This window comes from Micromonospora sp. NPDC048843 (assembly GCF_040649965.1).
Lineage (GTDB): Bacteria > Actinomycetota > Actinomycetes > Mycobacteriales > Micromonosporaceae > Micromonospora > Micromonospora hortensis.
The window spans coordinates 36,129-59,669 of record NZ_JBEZGJ010000023.1 but is presented as its reverse complement, the minus strand read 5'-3'; the positions used below and the strand labels follow the sequence as shown (position 1 = coordinate 59,669).

The following is a 23,541-nucleotide window of genomic DNA, read 5'->3' as shown; positions in this document are numbered from 1 at the left end:
GGCTGTTCGCGTACGTCTACGACCCGGCGGCCAGCTCGTCCAGCCCCGGCGCCGGCGCGGGTGGCGCGAGCGGCGCTCCCGCGTACGCCGGGGCGGGTAGCGGCTTGCGCAGCGGCAGGTCGGTCAGGGCGCCCTCGGCCACCGGCAGCTCGGGCTGGTCCAGCACCGTCGGCGCGATCCCCAGCTCGGCGTGCAGCATGCGGGCCACCAGCGGGATTCGTGACGACCCGCCCACGAGGAACAGCCCGTCGAGCTGATCGGGGCGCAGCCCGGCGGCGGCGATGACCTCCCGGGTCCGCTGCACCGCCCGGCGCAGCAGTGGCGTGGCCACCCGCTCGACGTCCGCCCGGGTCAGCTGGATCGTCTCGGCCACTCCCGGCACCGCGACCGGGGCGACAGCGGAGCGGGACAGGGTCTCCTTCGCACCACGTACCTCGTCTGTGAGCCGGACCTGGTCGCGGCGCTGCTCCGGATCCGCCGGTCGGGTGAGCCGGGCCCACTGATCGGCGTGCCGCTCACCGACCAACTCGCCGACCCGCCGCACCAGCGCGGCGTCGAGGTCCAGACCGCCCAGGTCTGGCAGGCCACCGTCGGCGACCACGCTGAAGCCGGAGTCCCCCCAGGGATCCGCGCCCTCGTTGCGCAGCACAGCGACGTCGAGCGTTCCGCCACCGAAGTCGAACACCGCTATCGCCCCACCGACCGGCACCGGACGGTGCAGCACCTGCGTGTAGTAGCGGGCGGCGGCCACCGGCTCCCGCAGCAGCCGGGTGCCGGGCGGTGTCGGCCCGGCGAGGGTGTGCTCGGCCGCCTGCGGCCAGCCGGCCCGCAGCAGCGCGTCGGCGAGGACCTGCCGCCGCGTCGCGTCCCAGGCGGCCGGACAGGTCACCACGGCCGGCGGCAGGAAACCCACAGCGCCCACCGCCGCCCGGCCGACCGCCGCCAGCACCGCGGCGAGCAGGTCGGCCGGCGGGTACGCGCGGTCGCCAAGCTGCACTGTCGGCTCGTCCACTCGACGCTTCGGGTTCGCCTCGAACCGGGCCGGGTCGGCCTGCGCCAACCGGCGGGCGTCCCAGCCGGTGTGCAAAGTGCCGTCCGGGTCGGCGTAGACGGCGGACGGACTGAGCGGTTGACCGTCCATCAGCAGCGGACGGGTCCGCCCGTCCGGCCAGCGCAGCACCGCGACAGTGTTGGACGTGCCGAGGTCGATGCCGAGGGCGAAACCCTCGTGCTGGCCTGCCATTGCCCGATACCTCCGCCGCGACGAGGGGAACTCGACCCCGCATCGTACGCAGGCCCCGCCGCACCGCTGATCACTCGGTCCGGGGTGGTCGGTGGCGTCCGGTCAGTGGGTGGAGTGGACGCCCACCACCTCGTCCTCGCTGGTCTCCCCGGTCAGCTGGAACCCGAGTTTCAGGTAGAACTGCTCCGGGCCGTCCGGCCCCGGCTCCCACGTCGTGTAGACCCGGTCGTGCCCACGTCGGCGGGCCTCGTCGCGGACGGCCTGTACCGCGAAGCGGCCGTACCCACGGCCCTGGTGCTCGGCGGCGATGTTGAGCCGCCACAGCCCCGAGCGCCTGTCGTCCGGGTGGGCCGGATCCCACACGATGTCGAAGAAGCCCATCAGGAAGCCGACGATCTCGTCATCCTCGACGATGAGACGCGGCCACGCGATCTCGGGCTGGGCGTACGCCTCGGCGAGGGACCAGGCGACCGGAGACGAGAACTTCTCCTGGTCGGGCCGCACGCTCACCCGGCACGCGGCCTCCACATTATCTTTGGTGATTGTCTCCAGTCGCAGCACGCCGGCCACCCTACCGAGCGGGGTCGGGCAACAGGCCACCGAGCAGCCCGCGCAGGCCGAACTGGAACCAGGTGTCCAGGTCGGCGTCGGGTCTGGTCTGCCCGGCCGCGGCCAGCCACTGTCGGTCCCGGGTACGGCCGGTCCGCTCCAGCCGGGTGCGGGTCGCCGACCACCAGGCGTGGTAGGTGGTGTCCCCGGGGTCACGCCGGATGAGCAGGGCCATGCCCTGGACGTAGCCGCTGAGTGCCAGGTAGGCGCGGAACGCCTCGGCCGGTTCGTACCCGGCGCTGGTGAACGCCGCCACCACCCGGTCGACCATGGCGAGTACCGCCGGCCCGGTCGGCGGCCGATCGGTGGCGAGGATGGCCAGCAGCCAGGGATGTCGGCGGTACATCGCCCACTCGTCCCCGGCCAGCCGTTCGAGCCGTTGGCGCGGATCGCGCGGTGGTGGCGCGGTGCCGGGCGGTCGGGTGGCGGTGATCTGCTCGGCCATCGCGGCGAGGAGGTCGGCCCGGTTCCGGACGTGCCGGTACACGGCGTGGGCGGGCAGGCCCGCGCGTTGGGCGAGGACCGGCAGGGAGACGGCCTCCAGACCGCCCGCGTCCGCCAACTCGACAGCGAGGGCGACCAATCGGTGGCGCGGGTCGCCGCCGGTCGGCGCGGGCAGGTCCCGAATCCGACGAGGGCTGCTGGTGGGGCCGTGCTCACGACGCCTGCGGTACGCGCGGGCCTGGCAGCGCCGGGAGCAGTAGCGGCGCGGGCGCCCCCGGCCGGTGCCGACGGGCAGGTCCGCCTCGCACTCGACACACCGGACACTGAGCACGCGCCGCCTCCAGTTTCGTCACGGCACTCCGTGCGACGAAAATACTACGGTCGAGCGGCCGGGCCGCCCCGATCGGTGCGTGCGGCGCGCAGCAGCCGGAGCTGACCGATCTCCGCGACGTTCTTCATCAGCTCCGAGTTGACCCAACCGATCGTGTGCGTGACGGTGTGGTCGGTCCCGTCCGGCCAGGGGAACGTCGCGAGGCGGTCGAGGGCGCTGTCGCTGTCGCTGTCACTGTCGCTGTCACTGTCGCCGAGCTGGTCGAGCAGATCCAGCCATTCGGTGCGCAGGCCCCGCAGCCAGGCGACACTCGGCTCGCCCGCGCCCGGCCAGACGACGGCAGTGCGCTGTCGCGCCGCTCCACCCCGGAGATGGTCCATCGCCACTGTCCACCACCAGCCGACGTGCCAGGTGAGCCAGCCGATCGTCGCCACCGGGACCGGGTCGGGTTCGGTGTCGGCCCAGTCCGGGGTCCAGGTGCCGTCGGTGCTCTGCCGCACCGACCAGCAGTGATCGGCCGGCTCCCAGAGGAAGTCCGTGGGATCGAGTCGCTCGAGGTGGTACTCGAACAGCGACCACGTCAGGTCGAACTGCCAGCGCAACAAGGCCAGGCTCGGTACGGACATCCGGAGATCCTGTCCCAACCGACCCCCGCCGTCCACAAAATAAACCCACCCCACCCGGGGTGATCATGGGTTTGGCGGGTTCCGCGGAGATTGGATCACCCGCCAACGCCATGATCAACCGGTCGGGCGGCGGGGTTGGTGGGGCAGCGGTCGGAGAGGGCGTAGCGGAGCAGGACCACGTCGCCGATCTGACGGGCCTCGGCCAGGCGCGCGCGGCGACCCGGGTGCCAGGGGAAGCGGCCCTCGCCGACGAACCGGGGTGCCCGGCCGTCACCCACGAAGAACGGGGCGACCACCAGGTGCAGTTCGTCGGCGAGACCGGCGGCGAGGAACTGGGCGTGCACCGTCCCGCCGCCCTCCACCATCAACCGCTGTACGCCCCTCGCGGCCAGGTCGGTCAGCAGCCACCCCGGGTCGACGGGCTCACCCGCGTCGATCACGGTGGCCAGTCGGCCGACCCGCTCCTCGGTCTTCTCCCGCGCGCCAGTGGCGCAGTAGACGAGCCGGGCCGAATCACCGGCGGTGAAGAAGCGGGCGATCGGGTCGAGGTCGCCCTGGGCGGTCAGTGTGACCTTCGTGGGCGAGGCGGGCCGACCGGCCGCCACCCGCTCGGCCCGACGGCTCGGGGACCGCACCAGCAGCCGAGGGTCGTCTCGTCGAACAGTGCCAGCGCCGACCAGGATGGCGTCACAGCTGGCCCGGACCGCGTCGACGCGGTCCAGGTCCTCCTCGTTGGACAGCAGTAACCGCTGCTCGGAGGCGTCGTCGATGTACCCGTCGATGGAGGCGGCACAACTCAGCAGCACGTACGGCCGTGTCGGGCCCGGCCGCCAACTCATCGGGAGACGGGCCGCTCAGGCGCCCGGCCCGCGAGCACATCCGCCGCCTCGACCGCCTCGGCCGCCTCGACCTCCGCCGCCTTGGCCGCCTTCGCCGCCAGGTATTCGGCGTTTGCCGGCGAGAGGAAGACGCTGGTGAGCACCCGTTCGGCAACGTCCACGCCCAGCCGGGTCAACTGCTCGGCCTTGTCCGGGTTGCTGCTCAGCAGCCGGACCCGCGGCACGCCCAACGTGGCCAGCATCTGCGCGGCGGCGGTGTAGTCCCGCTCGTCCTCGCCCCGGCCCAGCGCGACGTTGGCCTGGTAGGTGTCCAACCCGGCGTCCTGCAACGCGTACGCGTCGAGTTTGGCGTACAGGCCGATGCCACGGCCCTCCTGCCGGAGGTAGAGCAGGAAACCGCCGGTCTCGGCGATCCGCTGCACCGCCTCGCGCAGTTGCGGCCCGCAGTCGCAGCGTTGGCTGCCGAACACGTCGCCGGTCAGGCACTCGCTGTGAGGACGGACCAGCGGGGCTACTCCCCCGGCGGCGAGCCGGTCCAGGGCGCCCGCCCAGTCGCCGAGGCCGAGGGCCAGGTGCTCCCGACCGTCCACCAGGCCCTTGAAGGTGAACACCCGGGCGGTCGTGGTGTAGCCATCCGGAAACGCCAGCGGCACCGTGACCTGCGTGCGGATCGTGGCAACCGGCAATGCTTCGGGCATGGGACTCCTTTGTCCGGCGCCACCGCCGTCCGGCGACGCGTACCGTCTCACAACCGACTCAACATCCGCCGCCGGAGGCGGCTTCCCGAGCGGCGACCGGAATTCGACGCCGACGGGCCAGCAACACGGCGGCCCCGGGCAGGCTGGCCACCAACACCAGTGCGCCGTAGACGGTGGCGGTGGCGATGCCCTCGGCCGCGCTGAGGCCGGCCGCGCCGAACACCCACGCCGCCACCCCCTCGCGCGGCCCGAAACCGGCCACGTTCAACGGCAGGCCCATGGCGAGCAGGGCGAGCAACGTCAACGGCAGCAGTCGGGACAGCGGGGCATCCGATCCGGCGGTACGCGCCGCCACCAGGAAGGTGGCCAGGTGACCGGCGACCATCACGGCCGAGGCGACAAGCACACCGAACCAGGTGCGCCGCGCCAGCAGGCCCGACCGTACGTCCGCCACGGCGGTACGCAGTGCCGTCGCCCAGCGCGACCCGCCACCGTTTGGGAGGACCCGGGCCAGCAGCACGACGACCAGCCCGCCGGCGACGAGCAGCGCGGCGGCGACCGGCAGGTACGGCCGGACCGGCGACGGGAAGGCGGCGAGCACCACCAGCGCGACCCCGACCAGGACCACCTGCCCGGCGGCACGCTCCCAGACCACGGCGCGGATGCCCCGGCTCACGTCGCCGGCGTCGCGGCCGTGGCGTACCGCCCGGTGCACGTCGCCGAGCACCCCGCCGGGCAGTGTGGCGTTGAGGAACACGGCCCGGTAGCAGTGCGCCACAGCGGTCGCCAGTGGCAGGCGTACGCCGAGGCCGCCGGCGACAAGGCTCCACCGCCACGCCGCGCAGACGGTGGTGAGCACCCCGATGACCAGCGCCGCAGCCAACGCTGACGCGTCGATCAGTCGTACTCCGGCGAGGAACGGGCCGCTGCCCACCTGCCACAGCAGGACGGCGAGCAGACCCACCCCGCCGACCACTCGTGCCCAGGCCCAGAACATCGGCGCCGGCCTCCCCTTCGAAGATCGTCCACTTGCCCTAGTGCACGTACCCAGGGCGTGAACGGTTCATCCACCGGCGAGCAGGTCAGTGTGTTCGACAATCACTGTGAGTCGGCCGGCCGCCGCGTCAGCCAACCGACGGCGGGCGTACGCCTGGGCGGGTTCGGCCAGGTCGGGGCGCTGCTCGCAGGCGGCCCCGACCCACCCTCGGAACCATTCGGCGGTCAGGTCGGCCTGCTCCGGGCCGAGACGCCACGGGCTGGGCCGTTCCCGCACGTCGACGCCGCGCCGGGCGAACGCGGCGGCGGTGGCGGCGACGGCATCCGGGCCGAGCAGCCGCCGGCCCTCGACGGTACGCCGCTGGTGGTCGTTGAACGCGGCCTCGACCGCGTCGTCGAGCGGGTCGGCCGGGGTGAACCGGACCCGCCCGGTCACCGAGATGGCGAACAGGGCTGGCCGGCCGACGCAGGCATCCGCCACCCGTTCGATCTCCTGGGCGGTGAGCATGTCCAGCAGCGCGGACGCGGTGACCAGGGAACCGTCGGCGAGGTCGGCGGCGGTCAGCCGGGTGAGGTCGCCGCAGCGGGTGTGGACGGTGACCGGGGCGCCGTCGGCGGCGGTCACCCCCCGCATGCCCTCGGCGGCCCGGGCCAGCAGGTCGGCGTCCCGGTCGTGCAGCACCCAGTGCTGTGATCCGGGTAGCCGGGCGGCCAGCCAACGACTCATCGACCCGGTACCGCTGCCCAGGTCGTGGATCACTGTCGGGGCGTCCCCGGTCAGCCGGGCCCGGATGGCGTCCAGCAGGTCCTCGGCACGTGCCGCCGCGTCGGCCGGCTCACGTAACCGCAGCCAGTCGGCGAACGGCAGGGTCTCCTCGGCGGTCATTCCGCCACCTCCTTCAGCACGCCGGCCAGCAACGCGGTGGTCACCGGCCAGTCGGTCAGGGTGTCGCGCCGGGCGAGAGCGGCACGCCGCAGCCGAGCGCGCAGCGCGTCGTCGTCCAGCCAGTGGATGAGCGCGGCGGCCAGCGCCGCCGGGTCACCCGGCGGGACCAGCAGTCCCGGGCGCTCACCGCCGGGCGCGTGACCGAGTGCCTCCGGCAGCCCGCCCACCTCGGTGGTGACCACCGGCAGGCCGCGGGCCAGCGCCTCGGTGACGACCATGCCGTACGTCTCGCCTCTCGACGGCAGCACCAGCAGGTCGGCGGCGGCGTACGCGTCGTCCAACGCCGCGCCGGTCAGCGGGCCGACCAGTCGTACCCGCTCGGTGAGGCCCGCGCCGGTCAACCGGTCACGCAGCCGGTGCACCAGATCCGGTTCCCGGGCCAGGGTGCCCGCGCAGACCATCGTCCAGGGCCGGCCGACGAGCGTGGCCAACGCGTCGACCAGCACGTCGTACCCCTTGTGCTGGGTGACCGCCGCGACGCAGAGCAACCGGTCGCCGGCCACCGAGCCGGCTGCCGGCGGCGCGGGCCGCACCCCGGGCGGCGCGGCCCGGGCCCGGCCGGCGAGGGCCGGGTGACGGGCCAGCAGGGCGCGGCGGGTCCACTCGCTGGTGGTGACGACGGCGCGGGCGGTGGCCAGGGCGCGGGCCTCCGGTTCGTCGTCCAGCGGCAGGTGCACGAGCAGCACCAGGCGCAGCCGACTGGCGTGCGGGGCGAGCAGGTCCGGCACGGCCGACGCGATCAGGCCGTCGACCAGCACCACGGCGTCGTCGGGCGCGGCGGCGAGCACAGCGCCCAGCGTCGCCCGGTCGGCCGGGTCGGGGTGCGGCCACGCGCCGGGCACCGGATGCTCGTGCACCGACCAGCCGCGCTCGCTCAGCCCCGCGCAGATCCGCCGGTCGTAGGAGTTGCCGCCGCTGGGAGTGGCCGGATCGTCGATGTCACCGGGCAGGACGACGTGCACCGCCCGGCCCGCATCGGTCACAACGACCGCTCGTAGCTCGCCCAGGCGATGTGCGACTCGTGCAGAGTGACGGTGATGCCGGTCAGGTCGCGCGCCCCCGCGCCCAGCTCACCGGCGTGCACCCGCTCGACCAGCCGGTCCGCGACAGTACGGGCCAGCACCTCGGTGGTGGTGTTCACCCCGGCGAAGGCCGCCTCGTCGTCGAGGTTGCGGTAGGTCAGCTCGCTCAGCACGGCCCGAAGCTGCTCGGTGGCCAGGCCGATGTCCACAACGATCCCGTCGGCGTCCAGGTCGGGCCGGCGGAAGGTCGCGTCCACCACGAACGTCGCGCCGTGCAGCCGTTGGGCTGGCCCGAACACCTCGCCTCGGAAACTGTGGGCGATCATCATGTGGTCCCGAACTGTCACGCTGAACACTGTCACTCTCCGTCTTCGTAGGTGATGAGGTGGCAGAGCGCGGGCAGGTCGCCCGAGGTCAGTCTGGCGAGCACGTCGGGCAGCTCCGCGAAGCGCGACGCGCCAGTGATCAACGCGTCGAAGGCCGGGTCGTCGAGCAGGTCCAGGGCGAGCGCCAGTCGGTCGGCGTAACTGCGCCGTCCCCGTCGGGCGGGTGCCACCATGCCGACCTGGCTGCTGCGCACGCTGAGTCGACCGGAGTGGAACGCGCCGCCCAGCGACACCTGCACCGGGCGGTCGCCGTACCAGCTCAGCTCGATGACGGTGCCCTCCGGGGCGAGCAGGTCCAGCGACTGTTGCAGGCCGGCGGCGCTGGCGCTGGCGTGCACGACCAGGTCCCGGTCACCGCGGGCGTCGGCCGGGTTGGCGAAGTCGACACCGAGGGCCCCGGCAACGCCGGCCCGCCGCGCGTCGGTGTCGACCAACTCGACGTGCACGCCGGGGAACCGGGCCAGCAGCGCCGCGACGCAGCAGCCCACCATGCCCGCGCCGATCACTGTCACCCGGTCGCCGACCAGCGGCGCCGCGTCCCACAGCGCGTTGACGGCGGTCTCCACAGTGCCGGCGAGCACCGCTCGGGCGGCCGGAACCCCCTCCGGCACCGGCACCACCGCACCCACCGGCACGACGTACGCGCTCTGGTGGGGGTGCAGGCAGAACACCGTTCGCCCGAGCAGCTCCGGCGGGCCCTGCTCGACCACGCCGACGCTGAGGTAGCCGTACTTCACCGGGCCGGGGAACTCGCCCTCCTGAAACGGCGCGCGCATCGTGGCGTACTGGTCGGCGGGCACCCGACCGGCGAAGACCAGCGTCTCGGTGCCCCGGCTGACCCCGGAGTAGCGGGTCCGGACCAGCACCTCGTCGGGGCCCGGGGCGGTCAGCGACACCGGCTGGATCTCGGCCACTCCGGGTTCGCGCACCCAGCAGGCGTACGCCTCGCGAATCACCGTCGCGCACCTCAGCTCTGCTCCGGGCCGAATCGATCGGCCGTGTCGGGTCCCCGGTCGGGGGTTGTCGATCATAAACACGGAAGTTCGGTGCGCACAGTTCGAAGCCCGCCCGGCAGGACCGCCATTCGGACAAACCCGGCATAAGGGTGTTTTTGCCCCTATAGGCTCCCCTGGCACATTCGAACCAACGGGGGCGTGATGAAGATTTCGTGGTGGGGTAGCCGCAGGTCACGAGCGACGGCGCTGGCCGCTGTCGCGGGCGTGCTGGCGGTCAACGGTCTGCTGGTGCCGGCACCCGGCGCGCCCACCCCGATCAATCCGGTGTTGGCCGCCGTCGACGACGCCATCGGCCCTGTCGACCCGGTCGCCGAGGCGCTGAGCTTCGGCGTGATGACCGAGGGCAACGCCACAGTGAACAACGACGAGAACGAGGGAACCCTCGCCGTCGGCGGTGACCTCACCTTCGGCAACTACCAACTCGCCGGGGCGACCGCCGGATCGTTCGTGGTGCCCGGCGACGCCAACCCCAGCGCCCTGGTCGTGGGTGGACGGGTCAACTTCGCCGGCAGCGTCGGCGGCAGCCGCCTCCAGGTGCTCTCCAACGGCTACGCCAAGGTCGGCAACCTGACCGGCACCTTCGTCCGCAACACCGACAACAACGGCGCCCAGGTCAACACCCGGATCCTGCCGGCGAACGACTACGACGCCTCACCCCGGGTGGAACTGGTCACCCGGCAGCCGGTTGCCAGCGTCGGGCCGACCTCGCCGATCAACTTCGCCGGGGCGTTCGCCGCCTTCCGCGACACCACGGCCGGCCTGGCCACCTGCGACAACACCGTGGTGCTGCGGACGCCGAACGGCGACGTGCTGCCCCGCCCGATCCCGCCAGGCAGCAACGCCGTCGTCACGTTGACCCCGGGCGTGACGAATGTGCTCAACCTGACCGCCGCCGACCTGGCCAACATCCAGACCCTGACCTTCGCGAGCCAGCCGACCGCCGACACGCCACTGCTGGTCAACGTGGACACCAGCGGGGTGGGCAACACGTTCGCCTGGACCGCGCCGAACTTCGCCGGGATCGGTGGGCCGCAGGCGCGCTACATCCTGTTCAACTTCCCGACCGCCACCGCGCTCACCCTCACCCCGAACGCCGCCACCGTCGAGGGCACCATCTACGCCCCCAACGCCAGCCTCACCGACCTCTCCTCCAGCAACACCGAGGGCAGCGTCATCACCCGTACGCTGGACCACCGCGGCGGCGAGATCCACTACTTCCCGTTCAGCACCACACTGTCCTGCGCGGGCGCAACCCCGGCCGATATCGCCCTGATCAAGTCGTCGACCACCACGCTGATCACCAGCGTCGGTCAGCAGGTGCCGTACTCGTTCCACGTGGTCAACACCGGCGGCGTCCCTCTGACCAACATCTCGGTCAGTGACACGCAGACCCCGCCGTCGTCGAACGCCAACCTCGGCCCGATCACCTGCGCCGCCACCACCCTGGCGCCAGGGGCGCAGACGGCCTGCACGGCCACCTACACGGTCACCCAGGCCGACCTGGACAACGGCGGCGTCACCAACGTCGCCACCGCACAGGGCAGCCCACCCACCGGTGCACCGGTGGTCTCCGATCCGAACTCGCTGACCATCCCGGCGCCGGTGCTCACCGCAGCCGTCACCGTGGTGAAGTCGTCCACCACCACGTCGATCACGACGGTCGGGCAGCAGGTGCCGTACCGGTTCCTGGTCGCCAACACCGGCGGTCTGACCCTGACCAACGTGGCCGTCACCGACGCGCAGACGCCGCCGTCGTCCAACGCGAACCTCGGCCCGATCACCTGCCCGGTCACCACACTGGCGCCCGGCGCGAGCACCACCTGCACCGCCACCTACACCGTCACCCAGGCCGACCTGGACAACAACGGCGTCACCAACGTCGCCACCGCGCGCGGCACCCCGCCCGGCGGCGGTACGCCGGTCACCTCACCGCCGTCGACGCTGACCATTCCCGAGGCCGGTCTGATCGCGGCGATCGCCATCCTGAAGACCTCGACCACCACATCGATCACCACTGTCGGGCAGCAGGTCCCGTACCAGTTCCACCTGCTGAACATCGGCGGATTCACCCTGACCGGCGTGAACGTGACCGACGTGCAGACACCGCCGTCGTCAAACGCGAACCTCGGCCCGATCACCTGCGCCGCCACCACCCTCGCCCCCGGCGCGCAGACCCTGTGCACCGCCACCTACACGGTCACCCAGGCCGACCTGGACAACGACGGCGTCACCAACGTCGCCACCGCGCACGGCACCCCAACGGTCGGCGCACCTGTCAACTCGACGCCCTCGACACTCACCATTCCGGAGACCGGCCTGGTCGCCTCCATCGCGATCCTGAAGACCTCCACCACCCCGTCGATCACGTCGGTCGGGCAGCAGGTGCCGTACCAGTTCCACGTCGTCAACACCGGTGGGTTCACCCTCACCGGAGTGACAGTGACCGACACGCAGACACCGCCGTCGTCCAACGCGAACCTCGGCCCGATCACCTGCGCCGCCACCACCCTCGCCCCGGGCGCGCAGACCACCTGCACCGCCACCTACACCGTCACCCAGGCCGACCTGGACTTCGGCTCGGTCCGGGACAGCGCGACCGTTCAGGGCACACCACCCGGCGGCAGGCCGCCCGTACAGTCGCCGCCGGCCACCCTGACGATCCCGAGCGACGTGGTCGTCCCCGGCATCTCACTGGTGAAGTCGTCGACCACCACGTCGATCACGGCGGTCGGTCAGCAGGTGCCGTACCGGTTCCTGGTGGCCAACACCGGCGGCGTGACGCTCAACGACGTGAACGTGACCGACGTGCAGACACCGCCGTCGTCAAACGCCAATCTCGGCCCGATCACCTGCGCCGCCACCACCCTCGCGCCGGGCGCGAACACCATCTGCACCGCCACCTACACGGCCACCCAGGCCGACCTCGACAACGACGAGGTCACCGACGTCGCCACCGCACACGGCACACCGGCCGGCAGTGACGACCCGATCGACTCGACACCCTCGACGCTGACCATTCCGGCGGCCGACCTGATCCAGTCGATCTCGCTGCTGAAGTCGTCCACCACCGTCTCGATCAACACGGTCGGGCAGCAGGTGCCCTACCGGTTCCTGGTGGCCAACACCGGCACCGTGACGCTCAACGACGTGAACGTGACCGACGTGCAGACACCGCCGTCGTCAAACGCCGACCTCGGCCCGATCACCTGCGCCGCCACCACCCTCGCCCCGGGCGCGAACACCACCTGCACCGCCACCTATACCGTCACGCAGGCCGACCTCGACAACAACGGCGTCACCGACGTCGCCACCGCACACGGCACACCGGCCGGCAGTGACACGCCGATCGACTCGACGCCGGCGACGCTCACCATTCCGGACGCGGGGATCGTCGCCGCGATCCAGGTCGTGAAGACCTCCACGACGGCGGCGATCAACGCGGTCGGGCAGCAGGTCCCGTACCGGTTCCTCGTGGTCAACACCGGTGGTCTCACGCTGAGCAACGTCAACGTGACAGACGTGCAGACACCGCCGTCGTCAAACGCCGACCTCGGCCCGATCACCTGCGCCGCCACCACCCTCGCGCCCGGCGCGAACACCACCTGCACCGCCACCTACACCGTCACGCAGGCCGACCTCGACAACAACGGCGTCACCGACGTCGCCACCGCACACGGCACACCGCCGGGCGGGGGCGCTCCGGTCGACTCGCCGCCGTCGACGCTGACCATCCCGGAGTCCGGCCTCGTCGCGAACATCGAGGTGATCAAGTCGACGACCACTGTGGCGATCGCCGCGCCGGGCCAGCAGGTGCCCTACACCTTCCTGGTCGTCAACACCGGCGGCTTCACCCTGACCAACGTGACAGTCAACGACACAGTGCTGCCGCCGTCCGAGCGCGGCGTGCTCGGGCCGATCACCTGCGGTCCGCAGGACATCCCGAACGGCGCTGTGACGTTGTCGCCGGGCGCCTCCATCCAGTGCCGGACGACCTACACGGTGACCGCTGAGGACTTCACCGGCTCGTCGCTGCGCAACGTCGCCACTGCCACCGGTACGCCACCGTTCGGGCCACCGCCGGTATCCCCACCGTCGCCGGTGGACATCCCGATCCCACACCCGGCGATCGCCATCACCAAGTCGGTGACGCCCACAGTGGTGTCCGCGGCCGGTGACGTGGTCACGTACCGGTTCGTGGTGAGCAACACCGGCACCACAGCGCTCAGCGCGGTGACTGTCGACGAGACCGACTTCTCCGGCACCGGGACGCCCGGGGCGATCACCTGCGGCACGCCGCCGGTCGCCAACGGCGCTGTCACCCTGGCCGTCGGGGCGAGCACCACCTGCACGTCGACCTACACGGTCACCGCGGCGGACATCGAGGCCGGCCGAATCACCAACACGGCCGTCGCGGCCGGCACGCCGCCGACCATCCCCGGCCAGGCCCCACCCGCACCGGTACGCTCCGCGCCGGCCTCGGCCGAGGTCACAGCCACCCGCGGCGCGGCGATCACCGTGGTGAAGTCGAGCAGCACCAACAAGATCGTCCGACCGGGGCAACACGTGCCGTTCCAGTTCGTGGTCACCAACACCGGTCAGGTGCCGCTGACCGGCGTGACGATCACCGACACCCTGACCGCGCCGGCCTCGGCGGCCAACCTCGGGCCGATCACCTGTGGTCCGGAGCGGACCCCGAACGGCGCCGTCACCCTCGCGGCCGGTGCCGCAGTGACCTGCACGGCGACGTACACGGTCAGCAAGGCCGACTACCACAACGGGTCGCTGCGCAACACCGCGACGGCGACCGGCATTCCGCCGGACGGCCCGGCGCCGATCTCGCCCGAGTCCACCATCACCATCCCGGTGAAGGGCAAGCTCCCGGTTACCGGTACGTCGTTCCCGGCCGGGCTCTGGATGGGTGCCGGCGTGCTGGCGGTGCTCCTCGGCGCGGCGCTGCTGCTGGTCGTCCGGCAGCGCAGGATCCGCGCCTAGCGCGGACCTGATCGCGGGGGTCGGACCGGAGGGGAACCGGTCCGGCCCTCGCGGCACGTCGCCAAAGGGCTACCCGCCGCCCATCTCCGACGGGATCCAGTCGCGTCCGGGCCTAGCCTGCCCGTCGACGAGCAACGTGCGTTCTTCGCTCACCTTCACATGCTCGCCGATCGCGCCGCAGCCGCACGGCATCGCAACCTACTGCCGCACCGGCAAGCGTGCTTCCTTGCCGGTGCGGACCCCACCAAGCCAGCAGCAGGTTGGCTCACCCAGACCACCGCCCGAGCACGCCGCACGACCACCTTTCGCACGTGGTCACCGCTGTGGCCCGACGCCCGCTCCGTTGTCACGTCCCTCGCTAACCAGGGCGACCCGGACCCGTTACGAGACTTCATCGCTCGCGCACACCCCGACGACGCCTGCGAGCGAGCGGCCCTCAACTACTCGGCCTACTGCGTGGGCGAGATCCCGCACCGCCACCGCGACGACTCCTTCATGCCCGAAGCGCTCGCTGACTGGCACGACTCAATCCTTCTTCGACACCTGGTCCATCGCCTCGAACCAGAGCGTCCTTTCGTCGACCTCACCATCCACAACGTCCGGGCTCTGCTGGCCGCACGACGCGGTCTCGCTCTCGACAACCCCGCCGCGACTCGGGCGCTCCTCGACCGCAGCGTCCCGCTCCTGGACAGTGACCGGATCTCCGCGCAGTCGCGGCAGGAACTAACCTCTATCGTCTACAGCCTGCGGGCGGACGGGCTCACCGGCACAGGGACGGGCAGATGACCGACGACCACGACGCCGCCGGAGCGATGAACTTCATCTTCGAAGCTGGCGTCCTCAAACGCGCCGCCCGGACCGGCTGGTGGTTCGCCGGCGTCAAGCAACCCGAAACCATCGCCGAGCACTCCTTCCGAACGGCGCTCATCGGAGTGATGCTCGCCGCCATGGAGGGCGCCGACCCAGCCCGAGTGTCGATGCTCTGCACCCTGCATGACACCCAGGAAACCCGAATCACCGACATCCCACACATCGCCAAGCGCTACCTCACCGCCGTACCAAACACCGCCGTCACCGCCGACCAGGTCGCCGCCTGCCCACCGGCCGTCGCCGACGTCATCACCGCCGCAGTCGCCGAATACGAAGCTGGCGAGACACTAGAAGCTGTCGTCGCTCGTGACGCTGACAAGCTGGAATGCCTCGTCCAAGCCGTCGAGTACCGCCACCAAGGCGTCGACAACGTGCAGCGCTGGATCGACAGCTCGCGAGCCGCTCTGAAGACCGCCAGCGCCCACCGCCTTGCCGACGCCGCCCTCAACGGACAACCCCTGGCTTGGCTCACACCCCCGCCACAGGAGTAAGCGTTCAACACTTGGCGTTGTATTGATCCCGACGATGAGCACAGCCGATCAAAGTGGACGAGACGCCTCGTGACCTAGGCTTGAAGAGGTCATAGCCGGTCATCGGTAGTCACTGCTGGTCTACCTAAGACGGCCTGGGAACGGCATGATCTTGGGTCTGCCGATGCCGGACCCCAGACGTGCCCCAGGCGGCATCAGACGCACACGGTTTAGGAAGGGGCTAGCGCCGGCAGGCGCACCCCTCGTCCTACCAGGACGTACGCTCGCCGACTTCCAAGCGGTGCGCTTGATCATTCCGCGCATGTTCCGGATCTTGCCGGTCACACCCGACCCGCCCCGCCGATGCCGGGCGGAGGTCGCCAGCAGGCGAGCAGGGCCAGGGCAGGGCCAGCGCTTCACAGAGCCGAACGACGTTGATCGAGCAGCTGACGTGCTCGGGTGAGGGCGTCATCGAGCCTGGTGCGATACCAAGTCGTTCTGCGCGATTCACCGATGTGGCGCATCACCGCTTCGCCGACACCTGCATGACGCAGCATGGATGCACGCGCCAGCGAGAACACAGACTCGGCTAGCCAATATAGTAGGGAGCCATCAAACGCATGCATCCCGGGGCGATCTTGATGCACTAACCTATTTCTGACCTCGGCAACAGTTATCGACCAACTCCTAACGTCAGGAACTAGCCCATCCAAAGCGGGTTCAACTTCGCTGGCAAGCGACTGCAGCCGATCGGCTAGAGTTGGCTCGTTGTACCGCAGTCTGCCTTTAATCCATGCTCGATCCTTTCCGTTCGGCATGCTCTCAATAGCCAGCTTCCGCAAGGTTTCAAACCGCGCTGGGGATATTTGAGTACCCCCGTAAATCAGGCGATGGAAAGCCTCCGCCGCAGCACAAATGTTCAGAAATCGGTTTTCGACATACACGCTTCTGTTTGTTCGGCCCGTCATCAACAAGCCCAAGACGTATCCCAAATCATCTGCATTATCGAGCCACTTGCATATGGTCTCGATTCCACCAACATCATCCAATCCGACCAGCATGCGATGACTATGAACAGTCTTCAATCCGTTGGGCGATTCGACCGGCTCATTGAAGTATTCAATCGGGTCTTGCGAGTTGGGAAACGGTTTCCCAGCCAGACTTATCTGCGGTAGGTCCGGTCGTTGCAATCTGATCGAGTTGATTTGACTAGGCGCATCAGTGCAAAGTGTGACTAGGTCTTGAACGTGCCGAAGATCCCTCAGAACTTCGCCGAGTGGGGTGGGGTGGGGTGGGGATAGGCAACTCGGACGCTGGGCCACTCGACAATTCGTCTTTCGCGAAGATCTTCTCCATCGGATCGCCAGCTGAAGTCTACATAGACGGTCCCGCGAGAAAATTGGCCTGTTAGCGCATCAGGCTGCTTGTATCGGATTGTGATCTCGTCCAGGCTATCGTGACGATCAAAAATGAAGCCAGTGCGATTGACCCATTGGGGAAGGTTATGATATCTCGCGTGAGCGGTTGTGAAAGATGGCTCATCTTCAGGTATGAAAGATTGGCCCATGAACAGGTGCTGGGGACGATATCTGCTGTACGCCAGGCCAGCACCGTAAACCGTTTCGGCGAATCGCCCGGAATCAAGTAGCGTTACTTTCTTATTTCTCACTTGCCCGAGGATGCGCGGAACGGCATCTCCTGATTGACGCGGGACGGCAAAACCTTCGAGTGCAACCAGCGACGCTCCGCCCTCAGCACTAAACTTCAGGTGGCCAACAAATGTTTTTTCTGGTGAGCCAGGCAGCCAGAATATGCCGTTTTCGTCAATGTCTTCCATTGGTACGCCTCCCCCGATGAAATTGTCTTCCCCTAAGGCAGCGACGCACGGAGCCAGCATCGACGGTCTTACGTGACGTTGGCCGAGAATAACCCCGTTGGTCTCTCGCCCCATCCCGATGCTCCTATGGATGTCAACCCCGCGACCCCTTGACCCCCAGGCAACCAACACGGCTCGCTGACCTGCGCTGTCCTGGGCGTGTACCTGCGACAACGGTCCACGATCGTCCGTGCACGTCCGCCGCCGCTCGTGCCCGTCGTCACCCAGATAGTCACTCAGCCATTGCTGGGGCTGGAAATCCCTCGTTCCGCAAAGGACGCCGCGACCTCATCGAAGGCGCTGACGGCAAGCTCCATCTGCGTGACGGCATCCGACAACGGCAACTCCAGCTGGGGGTCGTACCCGGGTAGGCCCGTGACCGCCTGGACGGCTTCGCCGAGTTGATACATCGCCGTGACGACCGCCCGAGCATCTCCGCCTCGGTACCAGTAGGGAACCGTGATCCCAGCCTCTTCTGCGTAGTAGCTGACCTGGATGCCAGTCGGCTCGTGGGTTAGCTCGTAATTGTGGGCCCCCTCGAAGACAGAAACCTCACCGAGCACCTGTCGCGCCGCCGCCACCAGTCGGGCCCAAGCCTCGCCGCTTGGCCGCTCGTCGCTGTCGGCGTCTTCTGCCGCGTCCAACGCATCATCCCAGGACTGCTCGTCGCTTCGAGGCACAAAGATCAGGTCATAGCTCATGGCGATGGACCGTACATCCACCTGGTCTCGCCGGGGAGGTCTCCACGGTCGTCAGTTTGGAAGGTGCTTAACCTCAGCTTGGGAATCGCCTTGATTCGTACGGTGGGTAGTCACGTCACGCGAGACACAGCTACAGGGCGTCGATTGCAGGACCGGCTGGGTATCGGTGTGGCCCCGTGTTGACCGCTGCGTCGGGCACAGATCGGGCACGCCAATCGCACGCACGTTTCTCGGTGGGCGACGCTAGCCCTCCGCTGGCGGGGACGTCATTATGGTGGGTATGAGGAGAAGCCTCCCGCTGGTCGGCCTGGTCCTGGGAGCGCTCGGTGGGGCGCTCTGGGGCTGGTTGGGCGGCGACGGGTACGAGGCAGGAGACTCGGCGCTGGGCACCGGCCTGATGGGAGCCATCGTCGGGCTGCTGATCGGGGCCGTCGCCTACGGCCTGGCAGGTCGCGGCAACCGGAACAGCCCCGGCCGGAACCGCTGAGAGAGAGGAGCATCATCGACTGCATCTGGCGGGCCCACGGACGGACTCACGTTGCGGTCGGGTGCGGGCTGTGCAGTTCAACAACTACAGGTAAGGAGGCGGTGGCTGGCCTGGTCAAGAGGCGCATCACGCCTTGTCACCTGGGTAGACGTCGTCACCAGTGGTTGTCGTTAGTCGCTCATGATCGGCCTCCGACGGCCTAGGGACGGCCTAGGGACGGCCTGAGCCTGACCCTCGTCGACGTGGGCTCGATAGCACCAGTCGGAAGGCATGCCACATGCGCCCCAGCAAGCGTGAGCAAGAGGCAGTCCGTGCCTATGTCCGGGACCAGGCCAAGGAAGAGGTTGTCCACCTTGAGAAGGCCGCTTCCGAGCTGGTAGGACGTGTGCGGCACGACATCTGGGATGTGCACTGCACCGGTAGTCGCTGGTGGGTTGTCACGGAACCCATGTATCTGTACAGCCAAGTCGACTTCAAAAGCCGCGATGTTGTATTGACATTCCATGTCGGCTTGGCTCTACGACTGTCCTATCAGCAGGAGCGTGAAGTTCCAGTCGCCGAACCTCACGCTGAGCTTCTGCCGGGATCATGGCGACGTTGGCAGCAAGCATTTGATGCCTATGATAGCGGCGATGAGGCCGAGAACTTTCAGGCCGTCGGCATGCGGCTGCGGGAGTGCCTCGTATCATTCATCGACGAGACTGCCGATGAAAACCTGGTGCCGGACGGCACCCCGCCGCCGAAAAAGGCCGATTTCAAGGGCTGGGTGGAACACTTGGCCAATCGCCTTGCACCGGGCGATTCGTCCGCGAAACTGCGATCTTATCTAAAGGCTATTTCGATAGAGACGTGGTCATACACCAACGGCTTAACACATGCCAAGAACGCCGCACGGATAGATGCGGAGATCGCGCTCAAGATGGTGGAGCACTTGCTTGGCATGTTCAGTGCTGCACGGTTGCGTCACGCTCGACTGAGCGTTCGATGCGAGTCCTGCCAGTCGTACCGGGTGGTCGCTGGCGTCTGTGGGCACTGTGGCTGGGTCGATGCTGAGCACGTACCACATCCACGACGTGAGATCAGCGAAGACGAACGAGCACGACGGCTGGCCGAGCCATGCACGCCGAGTTCAGATATCTCGACATTTATGACACCGATCGACTTTAGCGCTTGAGCCGCGAGCGGGGTCCCGCCCATCCGGCAAACCCTCACTCTCAGCTTGCATATCGAGTTGGCCGACGGCCAGGGGCTCAGACAGTCAGGCCATTGCTCGCGCATCAGTGCTCCTTAATCGACAGCTCCGTCAGTTGACCGCGTGTGTTGCGCCGCCAGCGATATCCCGCTGCGTCAGTAAATTCGATCGCTACGGCAAAGTCTTTAGTTGTTTCCGAAACCACAGGTTCACCGTATGCGTCCAGCTCGCCCCCCTCACGGGTCAGGTCACCGTCAGGCAAAACAACCGTCGGCTCACTTGCGGGTGGAAGAACGCTCATCAACTTCGTATCCCGCAAGTCCGGCTCCCCCTCCGTGCCAAACTTGCGGAAGTAGAATTCGACTTTCACATCGTGAACAGGAACAGGGGAGGCGTTCTGCATCCAAGCACACCAGAACCCGCCCATAACCCCTGATCTCGGCGTTCTGCCGAACCATCCGCAGACCTGCACAGCTTGGGCTCTCCGCTGCTCCTCCGAGCGCTCACGCCGGTCTTCCTCCGCGCGCTGATCGCGTGCTGATTCTCGCTCATAAAGTCTCCGGGCTGTCCTGCCCGCCCAGATAGCGGCTACGAACGCACCTAGAGTGGTGACGAATGAACCCCACGCTGGGACATCTCCTAAGTCAAGGTCACTGATCAGCGACATACTGCCAACAAAGCTCACAGCAGGAAGATAGGCGGTTGCCGCAACCCCTGACGAGAGCTGCGCCATCCCGTCCGCCGTCGACCCGCCCTCTGGGGAGCGGGCCGCCTCCCGGCCCGCCACGTCAAGACGGCCTTGACGCACGTTCGGACGCTGGCGGGTCGGGTGGCGGTCTGCTCGGCTTGCCCGGGTCGTCGGCTGGCGGGATGGCTCGCGCAACCACCCACGGACCGCAACCCGCCGACGGGGTTGCAACCATCTCGGAGCCCGAGCGCCCCCGCCGGAGGCGCAGTAACCGCAACCCCGCGACCATCGCCAGCTCGCCGACGCGGCCGGCGTGCGCTCCCGTGCGTCGCGCGGGCTCGTGGCCGCGCGGCCCGGCCGGCTGCCGGCTCACCACCTGGCCAACGCTCCCTGTCGTTCTGCGGCGGCCCCTTGGGCTTCCCGCTTCCGCGCCAGCCGCCGGGCGTGTTGCGTGGCCGGAGTCGGAGCGTCAGCGGAGCGACGGACGCGCGCCCAGGCGGCGGCGCGTGCGGCCCGTTCAGGGCCGCCTTGAAGACGTACAGAAACTTTGCACGACATCGCCGGCAGTCCGGTGTCCGGTCTCGGGACCTGCGTGACACATCGGTATCAGGACCTGGGTGACACTCCGCCGAGTGTTGGTGGAGATGAGCGTGATGGAACAGCGGTACCGAGCCGTCCAGGACGTGCTCGCCGGGTCGACGGTCACGGACGTCGCCGAACGGTTCGGAGTCTCCCGCCAGGCCGTGCATCGCTGGCTGGCCTGGTATCAGGACGAGGGCCTGGAAGGGCTGGCCGATCGGTCCAGCCGTCCGCGTTCCTCGCCGGGGCAGACTCCGCCTGAGGTGGAGGCGCTGATCTGTGAGCTGCGGCGGAACCACCCTCGCTGGGGTGCTCGTCGTCTGGTCTTTGAGCTGGGCCGCCGCAACTGCCCTGGCCCGATTCCGTCTCGGGTCACGGTGCATCGGGTGTTGATCCGGCACGGGCTGGTCAACCCGACGCCCCGCCGTCGTCGTCGGGAGGACTACAAACGGTGGAACGGGGCCGGCCGATGGAGCTGTGGCAGCTGGACATCGTTGGTGGTATCCGGCTGGCTGACGGTGGTGAGGCGAAGGTTGTCACCGGCATCGACGACCACTTCCGGTTCTGCGTCATCGCCCAGGTCGTCAGGCGGGCCACCGGCCGGGCTGTCTGCCTCGCCTTCAGCGAAGCGTTGCAGCGGTTCGGGATCCCCGAGGAGGTCCTGACGGACAACGGCAAGCAGTTCACCGGCCGGTTCAACCAGCCCCGCCCAGCGGAGGTGATGTTCGAACCCATCTGCCGCGAGAACGGCATCGTGGCCCGCAACACCAAACCCCGCACCCCGACTACCACCGGCAAGGTCGAACGGTTCCACCAGACCCTGCAACGCGAACTCCTCGACGAGGTCGAGGTCTGGGCCAACCCGGAAGAAGCCCAAGCCGCCATCGACGCATTCCGCCACGAATACAACACCCAACGGCCGCACCAGTCCCTGAGCATGGCATTCCCCGCCGACCGGTTCATCGCCCCACCAGCCGACGAGCAGCTGCCGCTGCTGCTTCCGCGAACGCTGACCACCACCGTTCCTGAGCCCCGCCGCCGGCTGTCGGCGCCGCCACCGGCGCCCGCACCATCCGCCGAGCAGACCACCGTCCCCGCCGCGCCGGTGGCCACCAGCGACGTGGGCCTGGCCGTGGAGGTCACCCGGATCGTTCCCGCCTCGGGCAACCTCACCGTCTGCGGGCAACAGTTCTGGCTCAGCCCCACACGCGCCGGACTACCGGTCGCCCTCTGGGTCGACACCACCGTCGTCCACCTGCTCATTGACGGCGTCCGACTCAAGACCGTCCCGTCTCGGCTCACCCCCGACCACCTGCGCCAACTCCTCGCCGACGACGCCCGACCTGCCGGGCCACCACCGATCACCACAGGCACCGTCCAGGCCGGCGCCCCGATCGAAGTCGAACGGCTCGTCAACGCCACCGGCCTGATCAGCCTCGCCGGCCGCCAACACCCCGTCGGCTACCACTTCGCCGGACAGCGGGTCACCGTCCGACTCGACCGTGGCCTCATGCAGATCACCGCCGACGGCGTCCTACTACGCAGCCTGCCCAACCCGCTGGCACCGGCCGAGATCGCCCGCATCCGCGACGCCCGCCCCGCCGGACCACCACCAACCCCGACACCCGAACCGATCCGGGTTCAACGCCGTGTCAGCTGCCGCGGAGCCCTGGTCATCGCCGGTCAACGCATCCACGTCGGCATCGCCCACGCCGGATCAACCTTGACCGTCGAAGCCGCCGACACCACCTTCCGCGTCCATGACGGCGACCAACTCGTCACCGAGGTCACCCGCACCACCGTCAAACCGATCGCCCGGTTCAAGGTCCGCAAACCCGAGCCTGCCCGAAGGACGCCACGATGACACCGCGTTCGGGCCGTCGACCGGAGAGGCAGCGGTGTTCTAGAGGTAGCGGAGCTGACGCGCAAACTCCTGGTGAACCGAAACGAGCTCAGCAAGCCGGATCGGCTTACGGGACACCACCGAGAGATCCTTCCCCTCCCTGGTCCACGGCGGCGGCAACGCGCTGATCCCCTCATCCAGAGCGACGCTGGCCACCTCGGCTTCCCACCCCGGCCAGCGCAAACCCTCATAGAACTGCGTCACCGCGCCAGCGAGCATCGCATGCAGCCAGTCGCCGTACCCGAGCTCAAGATCATGACACGCCAGGTCCTCCGGGCCGAAGTAATGCACCGTCGGCCTCGCGCCTGGCTCTGCCGGCAACCACGCGAACTGTCCGCCCATCACGTCGAAGGCGACGACCAGACGACCATCATTGGCATCCATCTCGGCAGCTACATCCGGCAGCCCGTCCTGCCCACCGCCGAGCACCCGAAGCCAACCGTGATCGATCACCAGCCCGCCACTGTTGGCCACCACCGCGCCGAGCCACGACCTCGTCGTGATTTCCAGGGCCGCCAGGCAGGCCGCCGCCCGCTCAGAGTCGGCCGGCAGCACCTCCACCGGATACGGAGCCGCTGCCACCAGCGCCGATATCTCCGCCCACGCAGACTGTTCCACCCCCTCAGC

20 protein-coding genes and 4 pseudogenes are annotated in these 23,541 nt (G+C 69.0%); 7 read left to right on the top strand and 17 right to left on the bottom strand.

Translation table 11 applies throughout. The features are described from left to right. Positions 1–16: 16 nt before the first annotated feature. The 11 genes from AB0C20_RS08585 to AB0C20_RS08535 form a co-directional block, all read right to left on the bottom strand. A complete protein-coding gene (locus AB0C20_RS08585; RefSeq protein WP_357567649.1) occupies positions 17–1,243 on the bottom strand; it encodes an Hsp70 family protein in 1,227 nt (408 codons plus the stop codon). A gap of 102 nt (positions 1,244–1,345) precedes the next feature. Continuing rightward, complete coding sequence (locus AB0C20_RS08580; RefSeq protein ID WP_357180731.1) at positions 1,346–1,801, bottom strand: GNAT family N-acetyltransferase; 456 nt, start codon at positions 1,799–1,801, stop codon at positions 1,346–1,348. Positions 1,802–1,814: 13 nt separating this feature from the next. After that, a complete protein-coding gene (locus AB0C20_RS08575; RefSeq protein ID WP_357567648.1) occupies positions 1,815–2,627 on the bottom strand; it encodes a TetR/AcrR family transcriptional regulator in 813 nt (270 codons plus the stop codon). A gap of 44 nt (positions 2,628–2,671) precedes the next feature. Further along, positions 2,672–3,253, bottom strand: a complete 582-nt coding sequence (locus AB0C20_RS08570) for a DinB family protein (protein ID WP_357567647.1) — start codon at positions 3,251–3,253, stop codon at positions 2,672–2,674. A 95-nt stretch (positions 3,254–3,348) separates the two neighbouring features. Next, positions 3,349–4,092 carry a dihydrofolate reductase family protein gene (locus tag AB0C20_RS08565; protein ID WP_357180566.1) on the bottom strand — a complete coding sequence of 248 codons (744 nt, stop codon included), beginning with the start codon at positions 4,090–4,092 and terminating at the stop codon, positions 3,349–3,351. Next, positions 4,089–4,790 (bottom strand): GTP cyclohydrolase II, encoded by a 702-nt coding sequence (gene ribA, locus AB0C20_RS08560; RefSeq protein WP_238682384.1) that lies wholly within the window; start codon positions 4,788–4,790, stop codon positions 4,089–4,091. Before ribA ends, AB0C20_RS08565 begins: the two co-directional genes overlap by 4 nt. A gap of 58 nt (positions 4,791–4,848) precedes the next feature. After that, entirely contained in the window at positions 4,849–5,787 is a 939-nt protein-coding gene (locus AB0C20_RS08555) for a lysylphosphatidylglycerol synthase transmembrane domain-containing protein (protein ID WP_238682385.1), read from the bottom strand. A 66-nt stretch (positions 5,788–5,853) separates the two neighbouring features. After that, positions 5,854–6,672, bottom strand: a complete 819-nt coding sequence (locus tag AB0C20_RS08550; protein WP_357180561.1) for a class I SAM-dependent methyltransferase — start codon at positions 6,670–6,672, stop codon at positions 5,854–5,856. After that, positions 6,669–7,715, bottom strand: coding sequence for a glycosyltransferase family 4 protein (locus tag AB0C20_RS08545; protein ID WP_357180558.1), 1,047 nt, complete (start codon positions 7,713–7,715; stop codon positions 6,669–6,671). Before AB0C20_RS08545 ends, AB0C20_RS08550 begins: the two co-directional genes overlap by 4 nt. Then, the gene (locus AB0C20_RS08540) at positions 7,712–8,110 is read right to left on the bottom strand and encodes a 6-carboxytetrahydropterin synthase (RefSeq protein ID WP_112590267.1); all 399 of its coding nucleotides are present in this window, start codon (positions 8,108–8,110) and stop codon (positions 7,712–7,714) included. Before AB0C20_RS08540 ends, AB0C20_RS08545 begins: the two co-directional genes overlap by 4 nt. Positions 8,111–8,112: 2 nt before the next feature. After that, positions 8,113–9,096, bottom strand: a complete 984-nt coding sequence (locus AB0C20_RS08535; RefSeq protein ID WP_357180555.1) for a zinc-binding alcohol dehydrogenase — start codon at positions 9,094–9,096, stop codon at positions 8,113–8,115. 201 nt (positions 9,097–9,297) lie between these two features. Here AB0C20_RS08535 and AB0C20_RS08530 point away from each other — a divergent pair. From AB0C20_RS08530 to AB0C20_RS08515, 4 genes and pseudogenes are all read left to right on the top strand, one after another. Next, positions 9,298–10,398: pseudogene (locus AB0C20_RS08530) on the top strand (choice-of-anchor A family protein); the annotation flags it as partial. Positions 10,399–10,473: 75 nt separating this feature from the next. After that, positions 10,474–14,148: a hypothetical protein gene (locus AB0C20_RS08525; RefSeq protein ID WP_357567651.1), complete on the top strand. Its 3,675-nt coding sequence runs from the start codon at positions 10,474–10,476 to the stop codon at positions 14,146–14,148. An 87-nt stretch (positions 14,149–14,235) separates the two neighbouring features. Then, positions 14,236–14,934: pseudogene (locus tag AB0C20_RS08520) on the top strand (transcriptional regulator); the annotation flags it as partial. Then, positions 14,931–15,509 carry an HD domain-containing protein gene (locus tag AB0C20_RS08515; RefSeq protein ID WP_357180552.1) on the top strand — a complete coding sequence of 193 codons (579 nt, stop codon included), beginning with the start codon at positions 14,931–14,933 and terminating at the stop codon, positions 15,507–15,509. The pseudogene AB0C20_RS08520 and the gene AB0C20_RS08515, both read left to right, overlap by 4 nt. A 395-nt stretch (positions 15,510–15,904) precedes the next feature. Here the strand turns inward: AB0C20_RS08515 and AB0C20_RS08510 are convergent, their stop codons facing one another. The 4 genes and pseudogenes from AB0C20_RS08510 to AB0C20_RS08495 form a co-directional block, all read right to left on the bottom strand. After that, complete coding sequence (locus AB0C20_RS08510; RefSeq protein WP_357567650.1) at positions 15,905–16,549, bottom strand: HEPN domain-containing protein; 645 nt, start codon at positions 16,547–16,549, stop codon at positions 15,905–15,907. A gap of 30 nt (positions 16,550–16,579) precedes the next feature. Beyond that, positions 16,580–16,810 (bottom strand): annotated as a pseudogene (locus AB0C20_RS08505) (hypothetical protein); the annotation flags it as partial. Then, positions 16,750–17,325: a hypothetical protein gene (locus AB0C20_RS08500; RefSeq protein ID WP_357567646.1), complete on the bottom strand. Its 576-nt coding sequence runs from the start codon at positions 17,323–17,325 to the stop codon at positions 16,750–16,752. The pseudogene AB0C20_RS08505 and the gene AB0C20_RS08500, both read right to left, overlap by 61 nt. Before the next feature lie 275 nt (positions 17,326–17,600). Beyond that, positions 17,601–18,065: a hypothetical protein gene (locus tag AB0C20_RS08495; protein WP_357180547.1), complete on the bottom strand. Its 465-nt coding sequence runs from the start codon at positions 18,063–18,065 to the stop codon at positions 17,601–17,603. Between the two features lie 280 nt (positions 18,066–18,345). Here AB0C20_RS08495 and AB0C20_RS08490 point away from each other — a divergent pair, with 280 nt between their 5' ends. Both AB0C20_RS08490 and AB0C20_RS08485 read left to right on the top strand, forming a co-directional pair. Next, entirely contained in the window at positions 18,346–18,552 is a 207-nt protein-coding gene (locus AB0C20_RS08490; RefSeq protein ID WP_146755391.1) for a hypothetical protein, read from the top strand. A 277-nt stretch (positions 18,553–18,829) separates the two neighbouring features. Further along, positions 18,830–19,726, top strand: coding sequence for a hypothetical protein (locus AB0C20_RS08485; RefSeq protein WP_357180545.1), 897 nt, complete (start codon positions 18,830–18,832; stop codon positions 19,724–19,726). 103 nt (positions 19,727–19,829) lie between these two features. Here AB0C20_RS08485 and AB0C20_RS08480 read toward each other — a convergent pair whose 3' ends face one another. Then, positions 19,830–20,147, bottom strand: coding sequence for a hypothetical protein (locus AB0C20_RS08480; RefSeq protein ID WP_357180542.1), 318 nt, complete (start codon positions 20,145–20,147; stop codon positions 19,830–19,832). Positions 20,148–21,076: 929 nt separating this feature from the next. Here AB0C20_RS08480 and AB0C20_RS08475 point away from each other — a divergent pair. Next, positions 21,077–22,875 (top strand): annotated as a pseudogene (locus AB0C20_RS08475) (IS481 family transposase). Positions 22,876–22,914: 39 nt separating this feature from the next. On the opposite strand, the gene AB0C20_RS08470 reads toward AB0C20_RS08475, so the two are convergent. Continuing rightward, a complete protein-coding gene (locus AB0C20_RS08470) occupies positions 22,915–23,532 on the bottom strand; it encodes a DUF2625 family protein (RefSeq protein ID WP_357180539.1) in 618 nt (205 codons plus the stop codon). Positions 23,533–23,541: the final 9 nt, after the last annotated feature.